5 protein-coding genes are annotated in these 15,101 nt (G+C 74.0%); all 5 read right to left on the bottom strand.

The genetic code is table 11. The features are described from left to right. Nucleotides 1-28: 28 nt before the first annotated feature. From HNQ61_RS05290 to HNQ61_RS05270, 5 genes are read right to left on the bottom strand one after another with little or no spacing between them, the layout of a single operon-like run. The gene (locus tag HNQ61_RS05290) at nt 29-1,714 is read right to left on the bottom strand and encodes a cyclic peptide export ABC transporter (protein WP_170037612.1); all 1,686 of its coding nucleotides are present in this window, start codon (nt 1,712-1,714) and stop codon (nt 29-31) included. A 28-nt stretch (nt 1,715-1,742) separates the two neighbouring features. Beyond that, nucleotides 1,743-1,976, bottom strand: coding sequence for an MbtH family protein (locus HNQ61_RS05285; RefSeq protein ID WP_170037615.1), 234 nt, complete (start codon nt 1,974-1,976; stop codon nt 1,743-1,745). 36 nt (nt 1,977-2,012) lie between these two features. Further along, nucleotides 2,013-6,092, bottom strand: a complete 4,080-nt coding sequence (locus tag HNQ61_RS05280) for a non-ribosomal peptide synthetase (RefSeq protein WP_170037618.1) — start codon at nt 6,090-6,092, stop codon at nt 2,013-2,015. 28 nt (nt 6,093-6,120) lie between these two features. After that, nucleotides 6,121-7,182, bottom strand: a complete 1,062-nt coding sequence (locus HNQ61_RS05275; protein ID WP_170037621.1) for a TauD/TfdA family dioxygenase — start codon at nt 7,180-7,182, stop codon at nt 6,121-6,123. Between the two features lie 17 nt (nt 7,183-7,199). Continuing rightward, nucleotides 7,200-15,035 (bottom strand): amino acid adenylation domain-containing protein, encoded by a 7,836-nt coding sequence (locus HNQ61_RS05270; RefSeq protein WP_170037624.1) that lies wholly within the window; start codon nt 15,033-15,035, stop codon nt 7,200-7,202. Between the last annotated feature and the right edge of the window lie 66 nt (nt 15,036-15,101).

The raw sequence follows: 15,101 nt of genomic DNA, 5'->3' as shown, positions 1-15,101 counted from the left end.
CGGATGGGGGGATGGCGGGGGGCGGCGCTCACACGGCCTCCAGCGCGCCGAGCGGGCCCGCGTACTCGTTCGGGTCGCCGTCGTACGCCACGGCGCCGTTCTCCAGCCGCACCAGGCGGTCGGCGGTGGCGTAGTAGCGGTCGTCGTGGCTGATCACGAGCACCGTCTTGCCCTGCGCCCGCAGCTCGGGAAGGAGCTGCGTGTAGAACACGTCCTTGAAGGCGGGGTCCTGGTCCGCCGCCCACTCGTCAAACAGGTACAGCGGCCGGTCTTCCAGGTACGACGCCAGCAGCGCCAGCCGCTTGCGCTGCCCCGTGGACAGGTCGGTGGTGGACAGGCGGCCGTCGCGCACGCGCACCCGGTGCTGCAGGTGCAGCCGCTCCAGGTACGCCCCCGCGCGCCGGTCCAGCGCCTCGGGGCTCACGCCGCGCAGGTCGTCGAACAGAAAGAAGTCGGCGAAGATGGCGGAAAAGTGCTGGCGGTAGCGGTCGCGGGTGGCATCGGTCACCGGCACGCCGTCCATCACCACCTCCCCGCCCTCCGGGGCGTACAGCCCCAGGATCAGCTTGGCCAGCGTGGTTTTTCCGCTCCCGTTGCCCCCCACGATGAAGACCAGCTCCCCGGGCACGAAGCGCAGGTTCAGCGGGCCCAGCAGAAAGCGCTCGTCGTCCGCCTCGCGGCGGTAGCCGTGCGTCACGTCCACCAGCTCCAGAGACCGCCACGCGGCGCCCGGAACCGCGGGGGAGTGCGCGCCCGTGTCGCGCCCGGCCAGGTCGCGCGTCAGGCGCTCCACCTTTTCGATGGCCGCGGCGGACTGGGCCAGCGCGGGAAGTCCGTTGTTGAGCGCCTCCACCGGCGTGCGCAGCATGAGCACCGCCAGCACCGCGCTGGCCAGCACGCCCGGCTGCAGCGTGATGAACGCGGGGGTCACGAACAGAAACAGGCCGATGGCGAGAAAGAAGAGCATCTCGCTCCACGTGGCCAGCCACGCCAGCGCCACGTCGCTGTGCCGGATCTCGCGCCGGTGGCGGCGCGACACGTCGTCGAAGTCGGCCAGAAACTCGTCGCGGCGGGGGCCGTGCATCTTGAGCTCCTTGGTCCCCTCCGTCACCGCGCGCAGCCCCTGAAAGAGCTGGTCGTACAGTTCGCGCCCCAGCGCCGTCTTTTCCACCGCCTTGCCCACCGCGCGGCGGAAGCTGAACCAGCCCAGGACGGAGACGGCCAGCAGCACGGGCATGAGCGGAAGCGCCAGCCAGGCCAGGTACGCGGTGAAGCCCACCACCACGGCCAGGTGCATCACCAGCTGCGGCATCAGCACGACGGCGGTGGCGATCTGCCCCACATCGGTGGAAAGCGCCGCCATCAGCCGGGCGCGGCCCAGCTCCTCCAGGTGGCGCATGGGGGTGGCCAGAATGCGCCGGCACAGCTCCACCCGCAGCACGTAGAAGCTGTGCTCGGTCAGCCGGAGCAGCAGCAGCTGCGACCCCAGCCGCAGCGCCGGCCGCAGCACCACCAGCGCGGCGAACGCCCACATCAGCCGGCGCGAGGGTGCCGCGCCGGCGGTGATGAGCTGGTTGATGACCGCCACCAGCGCGGCCATGGCCAGGCCGCTCAGCAGCCCCGTAAAGATCACGCCGGCCAGGGTGAGCCGGGACATCCGCACCCCGCGCGACATGCCCAGCAGGTACCGCGCAACGTTCAGCAGCTGCAGCATGGACGGCCCTGGGTTGGGGTTGCCGCGCTCACGCCGCGGCGCCGGCGGGGCGGGCGTCGTCTTCCATGCGCTGGCGCAGGGAGAGCGGGCGCATGTCCGTCCACACCGTCTCGATCCAGGCCAGGCATTCGGCGCGGGTGCCGCGCGTGCCCGCGTCGCGCCAGCCGGCGGGGATTTCCCGGTCGGCCAGCCACACGCTGTACTGTTCCTCGTGGTTCACCACCGCCACGTGCTCGCGCGTGTCTTCCGTCTCGTCGCTCATGGTCAGGCCCTGGTGCGGGGTTTGTGGGGATGGGGGTCAGCGCGCGGCGGGCCGGACGGCCGCCGCGGCGCGCTCCACGGCGGCGGCCAGCGCGCGCACGTGGGGCTCGTTGAACATGCTGTGGTGCGTGCCGGGGACGCTCACCACGTCCACCGGGCCGGCGGCGAGGGGCCCCCAGCCGTAGTCGGGGCTTTCCGCGGCGCGGACGTACGCGGCCGTCAGTTCGGGAAAGGCGGATTCCACCTCCGCCTCTTCCGCGCGCAGCAGCGTGAGCGCCACGGGGGCGGGCGCCCAGGCGTACGCCTGGATTCCGCGCGTGCGCGCCTCGCGGATCTCCAGGTAGTCCTCCAGCCGGTCGGCGGGGACGTGCCACGGGTACAGCGACTGCGCGTCAACCTCCTGCCGCTCCGCCAGCAGCCGGAGCTGCGCGTGAATGTCCAGCCCGTGCAGCTCATCCGGCGCCACCACGGGCCGCCCGTCACGCAGCAGCCGCGAGCCGTGCAGCAGCAGGCTCAGCCGGAAGAGCGCGGGATCCACCTCGCCCAGCGCGGGTCCGGTGACGGGAAGGCGGCAGTCCAGCAGCAGCACCCGCTGCACCTCCACGCCCCGCGCGGCCAGCTGGCGCGCGGCCTCGAACGCGACCAGCCCGCCGAACGACCACCCCGCCAGCAGGCAGGGCTCCCCGCCGAAGCGCGCGGTGATGGCATCCGCGTAGCGCGCCGCCAGCTCGTGGATGGCGGTCAGCGGGGCGCGGCCCATCTCGAAGTCCAGCGCCTGCAGCGCGTAGACGGGCAGGCCGGGATCCTCGAAGTGCCGGGCGAGCTGGTGGTAGCACAGGACGGTCCCCTCCCCGGGGTGAAAGCAGATGAGCGGGGTGCGCCCCGCCTCACCCTCGCGGACGCGCACCAGGTAGTCCGGCGCGTCCCCTTCCCCGGTGTCCACCAGCGCCGCCATGGCCCGCACGTTTCCCGCGCCGATCAGCGCGGCCAGCGGCAGGCGGCGGCCCAGGTCCTGGTGAATGCGCGACATCAGCCGCACCGCCAGAAAGGAGTTGCCCCCCGCATCAAAGAAGTCGTCGGTCACGCCCACGCCGGTGCGCTCCAGCATGGCTTCCCACAGCGCCACCAGCGCGGTTTCCGTGGGGGTGGCGGGGGGAACGTGCTCGCGCGGCGCGGCGGCGGCCGAGGCCGGGTCGGGAAGCGCGCGCAGGTCCACCTTGCCGTTGGGCGTAAGCGGCAGGCGGGGGATGAAGACCAGGTCGGCGGGGATGAACGCCGCGGGAAGCCGTTCGCGCAGGTGGGCGCGGAGCGCGTCCGCGTCCGCCGGCGCGCCCTCCGCCGCCACGATGTACGCGGCCAGGCGCACGCCGCCGTCCGTGTCGCGCGCCACCACGCGGGCGGCGGCCACGTCCGGATGGTCCGCCAGGGCGGCCTCGATCTCGGCCGGCTCCGTGCGCCATCCGTTCACCTTGACCTGCCGGTCCAGGCGGCCCAGGAACTCCAGCCGTCCGTCCGCGCCCCAGCGGGCGCGGTCGCCGGTGCAGTACATCCGCGCGCCGGGCTGGCCGCTGAACGGATCGGGCACGAAGCGCCCGGCCGTCATGGCCGCGCGGCCCAGGTAGCCGCGCGCGACGGTTCCGCCGCCCACGTGCACCTCGCCGGGGACGCCGGCGGGCACCAGGCGGCCGTCCGCGTCCAGCAGAAAGACGCGCGCGCCGGGAAGCGGCCGGCCCAGCGGCGGGCGCCCGTCGCCGGGGACGATCTCCCCCGCCACGACGCCGACCGTGGTTTCCGTCGGGCCGTAGTGGTTGAAGACGCGCAGCTCCGGGGCAACGCGCCGCACGCGCTCCACCAGTTCCGCCTCCGCCGCCTCGCCGCCCAGCACCAGCCGCTGGCGGGGGAGCACCGGCACCGCCGATTCCATCAGCAGGCGCAGGTGCGAGGGGACGGCCTTGAGGCAGTCGATCTCGTGGCGTGAAGCGTACTCCGCCCACGCCTCGGGATCGGTGGCGCGGCGCTCGGAGACGAGGTGCAGCGTGCCGCCGCGGCAGAGCGCCGGGAACAGCATGGTGGCGCCCAGGTCGGCAGCCAGCGTGCTGACGACGGCGTAGCGCGCCCCATCCGGCAGATCCAGCGCAGCCTCCGCCGCGCGGACGTAGCGGGCCAGGTTGCGGTGTTCAATCACCGTCCCCTTGGGCTGCCCCGTCGTGCCGGAGGTGTAGATGACGTACGCCGCGCCCTCCGCCCGCGCCGCGGACTCATCTCCACCCGCGCTGATCACTTCGGTCGATCCGGCGGATTCGGTCGACTCGCTGGATTCGGACGATCCGGCGGATTCGATCGATTCAGCCGATCCGGTCGATTCAGCCGATCGGACGGATTCCATCGATCCAGCCAATCCGGTCGATTCCGCGCCGGCGAGCAGCACGGTGCATCCGGCCTCACCGGCGAGCGAGGCGTGCGCGTCGTCGGTGATCAGGACCGTCGCGCCGGAATCGCGCAGCATGTACACAAGCCGCTCGCGCGGATACGAGGCGTCCAGCGGGACGTAGGCTCCGCCCGCGTGCATCACGGCCAGCATGGCGGCCACCGCGTCCGGCGAGCGGCCCAGGAGGATGCCGGCACGCGCCTCCGTCCCGATCCCCGCCGCGCGCAGTCGTGCGGACAGGGCGCGGATGCGGATGGCGAGCGCGCCGTATGTCATCGCGCCATCTTCGCCGCGCAGCACCTCGCGCGCGGGATGCGCCTGCGCAACGGCGAGGATGCGCGCGAGAACGGTCTCATCCGGCACCGCGCCGTTGGCCGGGCCGGCGCCGAGGGTTTCCAGCACCCACGCCCGCTCGCGCGGCCCCATCACCTCGACCGAGGCGACGGATGCGTGCGGATCGGCGGCGACGGCGGCCAGCACCGTCGCGGCCTGCTCCGCCAGGCGCGCAGCGGCCTCATCCATAAAACGCGCGGGGTCGAACAGGAGACGCGCGTTCAGCCGTCCGTCCGACGGGGCGCAGAGGAGCGCGGCGTGGAACGGCTCCGCGCAGGCGAACGCCTCGCGCACCGTCCATCGAAGTCCACCGGCCTCCACCGGCGCCGCCGCCGTGCGCCAGCCGAAGCCGAGCGGCGCGGCCGGTTCAGCGCCGTCAGGGGCGTCGAACGCGTCCTGCCAGCGCTCCGCCTGCTGCCGCGCGTGGTCCACCGCACGCGCGAGATCGGCCACGCGCATCCCATCCCCCACCTCGGCGGCGAGGGGAAGAAAGCGCGCGAACGGGCCCAGCGCGCCGCGCAGTTCCTCGAATCCACGGCCGTCGAACTCGGCCGCGAACCGAGCCTCGGTCTGGCCCGTGAGCCGGTGCGCGAGGGTGGCCCACGCCGTCGTCGCCAGCACGGACGCGGGAACGCCCACGGACGCAGCCGCCGCGTCCAGCCGCGCCAGCAGTCCGTCATCCACCGGCACCGGAACCAGCCGCGGGGCGGCCGGCGCATCGGCGTGCGAGGCCATGGGGAGCGGGGATGCGGCGCGGGCCGCGGCCAGGCGCTGCTTCCACAAGCGCCGACCCTCCGCCGCTTCGTCGGACTCCAGAAAGTCGTTCTGCCACTCGGAGGCGTCGGCGAACTGCAGCGCCTCCTCATCCTCCACCACCCCCGCGTACGCGGCGGCCACGCGCGCGGCCAGACGCTCCAGCGAGGCGGCGTCCGCAAGCGCGGCGGAAAGGCGCACGCGCAGCAGGTGCTCGTCATCCGCCACGCGGTGCAGCGACGCGGAAACGGGCGGCGCATCGTCCGCCTCGGCCTGCGAGAGCGCGTCCGCCGTCCACGCGGACACCCGCCGCGCGACCTCGTCCGCGGCCACCCCGCGCCAGTCCTCATCCACCGCCCACGACGGCGCCTCGTCCCCGATCACCTGCAGCACGCCGGCGGCACCGGACACCAGGCGGGTGCGCAGGACCTCGGCGCCTTCGGCGACGGACGACAGCGCGGACCGCAGGCGATCCGCATCCAGCGGCCCGCGGATGGACAGGGCCAGGCACGCGCCCGCCCCCGCCCCGCCGCGCAGCCGCGCCGCCACCACCGCCCGCCGCTGCCCCGGCGACGGACGGAATCCCTCGATTACGGCCTGCACGGCGCGCCTCCCCGGAGAACGAAGCCGGTCACGGCTGCACCAGGTCGTCGGCGTGCACCGGCTGCGTCATGGCCGCGCGGATCTTGCGCTCGCCGCGGAACGGAGTGCGGGCGTGCGCCACGGCCATGTTGTCGATCATGACCACGTCGTCCTTTTCCCACGGAAAGGCGCTCTCCACCCGGTCGTACGCCGCGCGGATGGCGGCCAGCGCCTCGGGCTCGATGGGCTCGCCGTCGCCGTAAAAGGTGTTGCGCGGCACGCCGTCGTCCCCGAACGCCTCCACCAGCGCCTCGGCCACCTCCGCCTCCAGCGACGAGACGTGGAACAGGTGCGCCTGGTTGAACCAGAGCGTGCGCCCGGTGGCCGGGTGGCGCGCGATGGCCTGGCACACCTGGCGGGTGCGCAGCCGGCCGCCTTCCTTCCACTCCACCTCGATCCCCTCCGCCGCGCAGAACGACTCCACCTCCGCGCGGTTGGAGGTGCCGAACACCTCTTCCCAGGGCAGGTCCACCCCTTCGCCGTAGTTGCGCACGTACATCACCCGCTTGCGCTCGAACTTTTCCCGGATCTCCGCCGGGATCTCCGCGTAGACGCGGGCGCTGTCGGCGATGGGCGTCATGCCGCCCTCCGGCGAGGGCTGCTCGCCGAAAAAGAACAGGCGCAGCGGCCAGCTCCGGGAGTACGAGTGCTCGTTGTGCATGGGGATGAACTTGTCCGCCGGGTACTCGGTGGAGGTGTAGATCCCGTTGCCCACTTCCGTACGCGGCGTGGACCGGTACGTGTACTTTTCCGGGCTGCCGCCCGTGGAGGTCACGAATTCGCGAAAGCCATCCAGCCCGCCCACGTCCCAGCCGCGGAACAGGACGGCGCCGTGCTCCAGCAGCTTGCCTTCGATCCATTCCAGGTTAGCCGCCGCCCACGCGTTCAGCGACATCCCCCCGTTGCGCGGGGTGACGACGAGCGGAAGCGTCTCGCCGGGACGCACCTCGCCGGTGCGGACGGCCGCCTCGCCCCCGCCCAGGTTCACCGCCTTGCGCTCCACACGGCCCAGCTTGCGAAGCGTGGCGGGCCCGCCGTTCTCGGTCGACATCGTGGTGTGCTCCGTTCTCAGGTTTCAAGCGTGACGGCCTTGCGCCGCACGCCCTTCAGATGCAGCCGGAACGAGTCCGGATCGGGGGCGGCCGCCCCGCACAGCTCGGCCACCGGCGCGGCCGGGTTGGCGGCCGCCCCTTCCAGCAGGCGGCGCAGCTCATCCAGCAGCCCCGCGGCGGTGCCGCGGTCAAACAGGTCCGCGTTGTAGGCCAGGTTCAGCGCCGTGCGCCCGTTCACTTCCTCCGCGGAAAGGCGCACGTCGAACTTCACCGCGGGCTCCCCGGCATCCAGGCCGCTGGCCTGCAGCCCGGCCAGGGCCAGCGGCTCGCGCGGCACGGCGCTGTGGTTGAACCAGGCCTGGAATACGGGGTTGCGGCTGGTGTCGCGGGGAAGCGCCAGCGCCTCCACCACCTTCTCAAACGGCACCTCCTGGTGGGCGAACCCCTCCAGCGCCGCGGACCGCGCGCGCCGCAGCAGTTCGCGGAACGAGGGCGCGCCCGACAGGTCCAGCCGCAGCGCCAGCGAGTTCAGAAAGAGGCCGATGACATCGTTGAGCTCCGCGCGGTCGCGGTGGACCACCACCGGCACCCCCACCACCACGTCGTCCTGCCCCGCGCGGCGCCCCAGCACCCCGGCCCAGGCGGCCAGCACGAGCATGAAGGGCGTCACCCCCTCGCGGCGGGCCAGCGCGTGGAGGGCGTCCGTCAGCTCGGCGGAAAGGGCCACGCCCTCCGCCGCGCCGCGGTAGCTCTGCACCGCGGGGCGCGGCCGGTCCGTGGGCAGGGCCAGCGGCTGCACGCCGCGCAGCCGGTCCGCCCACCACGCCACCTCGTCCTCCAGCCCCGCCTCCAGCCGCGCCCGCTGCCAGGCCGCGAAGTCCGCGTACTGCACGGGAAGCGGCGCCAGCGGGCTTTCCTCTCCCGCGGCGTAGGCGCCGTACAGCGCCGCCAGTTCGCGCAGCAGCACCCCGGCGGACCAGCCGTCGTAGACGATGTGGTGCAGGGCGATCACCGCCCCGTGGTCGTCGTCCGCCGCGCGGAAGAGGGCAGCGCGCACCAGCGGCCCCGCCTCCAGGTCGAACGGCTTCCACACCTCCGCGGTGGCGGCCTCGCGCAGCGCCGTTTCCGCGTCCGCCGGCCCGCCCAGGTCAATGACGGGCACGGGCAGATGCAGTTCGTCCCGTACCACCACCCGCGGCTCGCCATCCACCATGGGATAGGTGGTGCGCAGCACCTCGTGGCGGCGGACGATCTCATTGAGCGCGCGGCGCCAGGCGTCCACGTTCAGCGAGCCGCGCAGGCGGAGCGTGTGAGGGATGGTGTGCGCGGGAGAGGCCGGATCCAGCAGGTGCGTAAACCACAGCCGCTGCTGGGCGAAGGAGACCGCGAGGACCCCGTCGCGCGGCAGGGGGACGATGGGCTCCGCGGGCGCGGCGGAGGCGTGCAGCGCCATCTCCACCAGCCCGGCCACCCCCGCCACCGTCTGCGCGGCCAGCAGCTCCTGCACGGGGATGGAGACGCCGAACGCCTTGCGCACGCGCGCCACCAGGAGGATGGCGCGGATGCTGTCGCCGCCCAGCGCAAAGAAGCCGTCGTAGACGCCCACCGAGGGCACCTTGAGCACCGCGGCCCACAGATCGGCCAGGACGGACTCGATCTCGCCGCGCGGCGGCACCGGCGCGTCGTCTTCCCCGGCGGATGCGGCCGCGCCGGGATCGGGAAGGGCGCGGCGGTCCACCTTGCCGTTGGCCGTCAGCGGCAGCGCCGGCAGGAGCACCAGGTGAGAGGGAATCATGTAGCCGGGCAGGTGCGCCTCCAGGTACGGGCGCAGCACCGCGTCAGACGCGTCCGCGCCCTCCGCGGCGGCCACCCACGCCATCAGCCGCGCGTCCTCCCCTTCCCCGCGGGCACCCGCGGCGGCCTGCGCCACGGCGGGGTGCGCGCGCAGCAGCGCCTCCACCTCCGCCGGCTCCACGCGGTAGCCGCGCACCTTCACCTGCCCGTCCGCGCGGCCCAGGAACTCCAGCGTTCCGTCCGCCAGCGCGCGAGCCCGGTCGCCCGTGCGGTACATGCGGGCGCCCGGCGTGTCCGCGAACGGATCGGGGACGAAGCGCTCCGCCGTGAGCGCCGGCTGCCCCGCGTAGCCGCGCGCCACCGTGGGCCCGCCGAACACCAGCTCCCCCGCCACTCCGTCCGCCACCGGGTGCAGGTGCGCGTCCAGCAGGTACGCGCCCGCCTGCCCCAGCGGGCGGCCCAGCGGCGGCTGCGCGGCGCGGCCGGGAGCGTCCGCCAGCAGTTCGCCGGCCAGCACGCCCACCGTGGTTTCCGTGGGCCCGTAGTGGTTGTGCACGCGCACGCCGGGGACGGCGGCGCGCACCCGCTCCACCAGCGGCCACGCGGCGCGGTCGCCGCCCAGCACCAGCGCGCGGCGCGGCAGCACGGCCTCCGCGCGCTCCCCGGCCAGCAGCGCCTGCAGGTGCGCGGGAACGATCTTCAGCACGTCCAGCGGGCGCCCGTCCAGCGCGGCGGCCAGCGTGTCCGGCTCCGTCGCCTCCGCCTCGGAAAGGACGCGCAGGGTGCCGCCGGCGCAGAGCGCGGGAAAGAGGACGGTGTTGCCCAGGTCCGCGGCGAAGGTGGAGGCCATCCCCCACCGCCCGCCCTGCGGCAGATCCAGCCGCCGCGCCGCGGCGGAGACGTAGTGCATCACCTGCCCGTGCTCTACCGCCACGCCCTTGGGGCGCCCCGTGGTGCCGGAGGTGTAGACGATGTAGGCCAGCCGGCGCGGATCGTCCGCATCCACCGGCGCCGTGGCGGCAAAGGAGTCCAGCGGCTCCGCGTCCAGCACGAAGACGGGGATTCCCGCCTCCGCCACCCGGTCCGCCCAGCGCGAGAGGGTGACCACCGCGCGGGCGCCGCAGTCGCGCAGCAGCCAGTGCAGCCGCTCCTGGGGGTGCGCTGGGTCCGCCGGGACGTACGCCGCGCCCGCCTTCCACGCCGCCAGCACCGCGGGCACCAGCGCCGGCACGCGGTCCATCACCACCGCCACGCGCGACTCCGGCCCCACGCCCAGCGCCTGAAGCCGGTGCGCCAGGCGGTTGGCGAGCGCGTCCACCTGGCCGTACGTCATCGAGCCCTCCGCGCCTTCCACGCAGGGCGCGTCCGGCGCGGCGGCGGCGCGCGCCTCAAACGCGCGGTGCACGGGGCGCGGCAGCGGCGCGAGCGCGGCGTCCGGCCCGGCGCTCCGCTCTGCCCATGCCGTGCGCGCGGCGCCGTCCACCAGTTCCAGCGCCTCGAATCGCCCGTCCGGGTCCGCGGCGATGGCGTGCAGCACGCGCAGGTACGCCTCGGTGATCTCCAGGACGCGCGCGTCGCCCAGCACGCGCCGGTCGCCCTCCACCGTAAGCACCACCCGCCGGTCGTTGCCGGGCGCGTGCTGAAAGGAGGTCATCAGGGAAAAGTTGGTTTCCTCCAGCACGGCGCTGGTTTCCAGCACCTTCATCTCCCCGCCGCCTACGTGCCCGCCCAGGACGTGAAAATTCAGGTAGACGAACGAGGCGTCGAACAGGCTGCGCCCGCCCGTTTCGGCCTGGATGGCGCTCAGCGGGTAGCGGCGGTGCGGCATCAGGGCCAGCTCCGCCTCGTGAACGCGGCGCACCAGCGCGCGCCAGGTGCCGCCGGCGAGGTCCGCGCGCAGCGGAACCGCGTTCAGAAACAGCCCCGAAACGCGGTCGCTGTCCGTGGTTTCCGGCCGGCCGTTGACGGAAAGGCCCGTCACCACGTCGGTCTGGCCGCGAAAGGCGGACAGGACGCGCAGGTGCGCGGCCAGCAGCACGCTCTTGAGCGGCACGGCCTCGCGGCGGGCCACCGCGCGCAGCCCGCGCAGCAGGCGGCCGCGCAGGCGCCGGTCTTCCTTGTGGACGCGCGGGCCCTCCGCCGTGACGTCGGCGCCGCCGGCCAGCGGGGCGGGATCGTAGCCCTCCATCTGTGCGCGCCAGAAGGCGCGGGCCTCGCCGGACTCCAGCGCGCGGCGCTCCAGCGCGATGAAGTCGCGAAAGGTGGTGCGCAGCTCGCCCAGGTCGGGCAGATCTTCCCCGCGCAGCAGCGCGAAGTAGCTGGCCAGCAGGTCGGCGATCACGGTGTGCAGGCTCCACCCGTCGCTCACCGCGTGGTTTTCCACCAGGGTGAACTCCACGGTGGCGTCCGTGCGGCGGTGCACGTGAAAGCGGATCTGCGGGGGGACGGGGAGGTCGAACGCGTTGTCCTGCTCCGCCGCAAAGAAGCGCTCCAGTTCCGCGCGCTGCTCCTCGCCGGACAGGTGCCGCAGGTCGTGCAGGTGGATGAGGGAAACGGGGAGCGCGTACACGATCTGCAGCGGCTCCGAAAAGCCGTGCAGATCAAAACCGGTGCGCAGGTTGGGATGGCGCCGCACCACGTGCAGCATCGCCCGCTCCATCGCCTCCGCGTCAAAGGGGATTCGGACGTGAAAGCTGGTGAGGCCGTGGTAGAGCGGCGCGTCGGCGTCGCGCTCCTGGTGGTACAGCATTCCCAGCTGCGTGCGGGAGAGCGGATACGCATCCACCACCCCCTCCGGCAGCCGCGCCCGGTCCTCCGCCGAGACGAGGGAGAACGGCTCGGTGCGCACCTCGGCCTCGCCGCCGCCGCGCTCGGCCTCCACCGCCAGGGCCAGCCGGGCGATGGTGGGATTGCGGAACACCTGCCGCAGCGTGACGGGCACGCCCCGCTCGCGCGCCAGTGCGGCGATGCGCAGCGACAGGATGCTGTCGCCGCCCAGGGCAAAGAAGTTGTCGTGGATCCCCACCTTGTCGATGCCCAGCACCCCGCCCCACACGGCGGCCAGCGTGTCTTCCGCCACCGTGCGCGGGGCGGCGTACGCCTCGTCCATGGCGCCGCGGCCGTCCGCGGGCTCGGGAAGGGCGCGGCGGTCCAGCTTGCCGCTGGGGTTCAGCGGCAGCGCGTCCATCGACACGAACGCGCCCGGCACCATGTGCTCCGGCAGCCGGTCGGCCAGAAAGGCCCGCAGCTCCGCCGCGCCCGGCGCCCGCTCCCCGCTGGGGACCACGTACGCGGCCAGCCGCATTCCCCCGCGGCCGTCGTCCCGCGCGGCGGCGGCGGCGGCGCGCACACCGGGGTGCGCGGCCAGAGCGGCCTCGATCTCCCCCAGCTCGATGCGGAATCCGCGCACCTTTACCTGGTGGTCGATGCGGCCCAGGTACTCCACCTCACCGTCCGCGCGGTGGCGGGCCAGGTCGCCCGTGCGGTACATGCGTGCCCCCGGCGCGCCGAACGGGTCCGGGACGAACGCCGCCGCGGTGAGCGACGGGCGGGCCAGGTAGCCGCGCCCCACCTGCACCCCGCCGATGCACAGCTCGCCCGGAAAGCCCGGGGGCACCGGCGCGCCGTGGCGGTCCACCACGTAGATGCGCGTGTTGGCCACCGGCCGGCCGATGGGCACCGACTCCGCGTCCGCCACCGGGTCGCACGCGTGCGCCGTCACGTCCACCGCGCACTCGGTGGGGCCGTACAGGTTGTGCAGCTCCACCCCGGGCAGCCGCTGAAAGAAGCGGGCGGCCAGCTCCGGCGGCAGCGCCTCGCCGCTGCACACCACGCGGCGCAGCACCGGCGCGCACGCCTCGATCCCGTCCGCCTCCAGAAAGGCGCGCAGCATGGAGGGGACGAAGTGCATGGTCGTCACCCCGCGGGCCACCACGCGGTCGCGCAGGTAGCCGGGGTCGCGATGCCCCTCCGGCCGCGCCAGCACCAGGCGCGCGCCCGTCATCAGCGGCCAGAACAGCTCCCAAACCGACACGTCAAAGGAGAACGGCGTCTTCTGCAGCACCGCGTCGCCCGCGCCCAGGCCGTAGGCGTCCTGCATCCACAGCAGCCGGTTGACGACGCCGCGGTGCGCGTTCATGGCGCCCTTGGGCCGGCCGGTGCTTCCGGAGGTATAGATGACGTACGCCAGGCTGTCCGGCCCCGCGCCGCCTTCCGGCGCGGATTCCGGGTAGTTGCGCACCTCGCGGTCGCTGTCCACGCAGACCACGCGCACGGCGAAGGGGACGGGGAGGGTGGAATGCAGCGCCTCGGTGGTCACCAGCGCGCGCACCCCGGCGTCGCGCAGCATGAAGCGGCGGCGCTCCACCGGATACGACGGGTCCACCGGGAGATAGGCACCGCCGGCCTTGAGGGCGGCCAGCGCGGCCACCACCATCTCCGGCGACCGCTCCAGGTGAATGGCCACCACGCTTTCGCGGCGCACGCCCAGGTCGCGCAGGCGGTGGGCGAGCTGGCTGGCGCGCGCCTCCAGCTGCGCGTACGTCAGCGACTCGTCCTCCCCCTCCACCGCGACGGCGTCCGGGGTGGCCGCGGCCTGCGCGGCGATGCGGGCGTGCAGCGTTTCGCCGGCGCCCGGGTACTCGCGGGCGGTGTCGTTCCACGTGTCCAGCACGCGGCGGGCGCCGTCGTCCAGCGGCAGCGCCGAGGCGCGGCGCGCGGGGTCTTCGGCGGCGCGGCGCACGACGGCGAGCAGGTGATTCACCAGCCGCTCCGCCGTGGCGGCATCGAACAGCTGCGTCTGGTAGAGGAGCGAGCCGGCCACGCCGTCGTTCGTTTCCATCAGCGACAGCACCAGGTCGAACTGCGCGGTCCCGGTGCTCACGCCACGGGTGCGCAGCGTTACGCCGCCGCCCAGCGGCAGCGCGCCCTGCGGCGAGGCGGAATCCCAGTTGAACAGGACCTGAAAGAAGGGATTGCGGCCCGGGTCGCGCCGCGGCTTGAGCGCGTCTACCAGGTGGGCGAAGGGGAGCGCGTTCTCTCGGGCGCCCATCAGCGTCTCGCCCGCGCGCCGCACCACTTCGCGGAAGGGCGGATCGCCGGACACGTCCACGCCCAGCACCAGCGCGTCCACGAAGAAGCCGATCAGCCCTTCCAGCTCCACCTTTGAGCGGTTGGCCGCCGGCGAGCCGACAAACACGTGCTCATGCCCGGTGACGGCGCGCAGCAGCACCGACCACGCGGCCAGCAGCGCGCCGGCCAGGGTGGCGCCCTCGCCGCGCGCCACGGCAGCCAGCCGCCGCGCCGTTTCGGCGGGGATGTGGAAGTCGTGGCGCGCGCCGGCGAAGGCGGGCTCTTCCGGGCGCGGGCGGTCCGTGGGGAGCGCGGTCACGTCCGGGGCGTCCGCCAGCCGCGCGCGCCAGTACGCCAGCGCCGTCTCGCCCTCGTCGGAGGCCACCCACTCGCGTTCCCAGTGCGCGTAGTCGCCGTACTGCACGGGCGGCTCTTCCAGCGGCGATTCGCCGCCGGCAAGGAAGGCGGCGTACAGCGCGGCCAGCTCGCGCACGAACACGCCCTCGCTCCACCCGTCGTAGACCAGGTGGTGGGCGGTCACCAGCAGCAGGTGGTCGTCGTCCGCCAGGCGGACCAGCGCCAAGCGCAGGAGCGGGCCGCGGCCCAGGTCGAACGGGCGCGAGGCCTCGTCCGCCGCGTACGCCTCGGCGGCGGCTTCGCGGCCGGCGGGGTCCAGCGCGGACAGGTCCTGCACGGAGAGCGCAACGGGGCGCGGCGGCGAAACGACCTGCACCGGCTCGCCGTCCAGCATGGCGAAGGTGGTGCGCAGCACTTCGTGCCGGGCCACGATCTCGTCCACGGCGCGCCGCAGCACGTACACGTCCAGCGGCCCGGACAGCCGGTAGCCCGCGGGGATGTGGTACGCGGGGCTCTGCAGCTGAAGCTGGGAAAGCAGCCACAGCCCCTGCTGCGCGTGCGATAGCGGAAAGGTGAATACGTCCTGATCCGCCATGTCCTGCGACGGCTCCTGCGACTGCGCTTGCGGCATTTGATCTACGGCTCCAGGAAGGGGCGTCGGCTCCTGAGACTTCCGTCGGGCGGCCCGGGCGCGTCC

The sequence above is a fragment of the Longimicrobium terrae genome (genome assembly GCF_014202995.1).
Classification (GTDB): Bacteria; Gemmatimonadota; Gemmatimonadetes; order Longimicrobiales; family Longimicrobiaceae; genus Longimicrobium; species Longimicrobium terrae.
This window is presented reverse-complemented; position numbering and strand designations above follow the sequence as displayed.

What these genes read in the sequence shown, in the direction of transcription:
- HNQ61_RS05285 (WP_170037615.1), bottom strand. Translation starts at nt 1,976, where the DNA reads ATGAGCGACGAGACGGAAGACACGCGCGAGCACGTGGCGGTGGTGAAC.
- HNQ61_RS05290 (WP_170037612.1), bottom strand. Translation starts at nt 1,714, where the DNA reads ATGCTGCAGCTGCTGAACGTTGCGCGGTACCTGCTGGGCATGTCGCGC.
- HNQ61_RS05270 (WP_170037624.1), bottom strand. Translation starts at nt 15,035, where the DNA reads ATGCCGCAAGCGCAGTCGCAGGAGCCGTCGCAGGACATGGCGGATCAG.
- HNQ61_RS05275 (WP_170037621.1), bottom strand. Translation starts at nt 7,182, where the DNA reads ATGTCGACCGAGAACGGCGGGCCCGCCACGCTTCGCAAGCTGGGCCGT.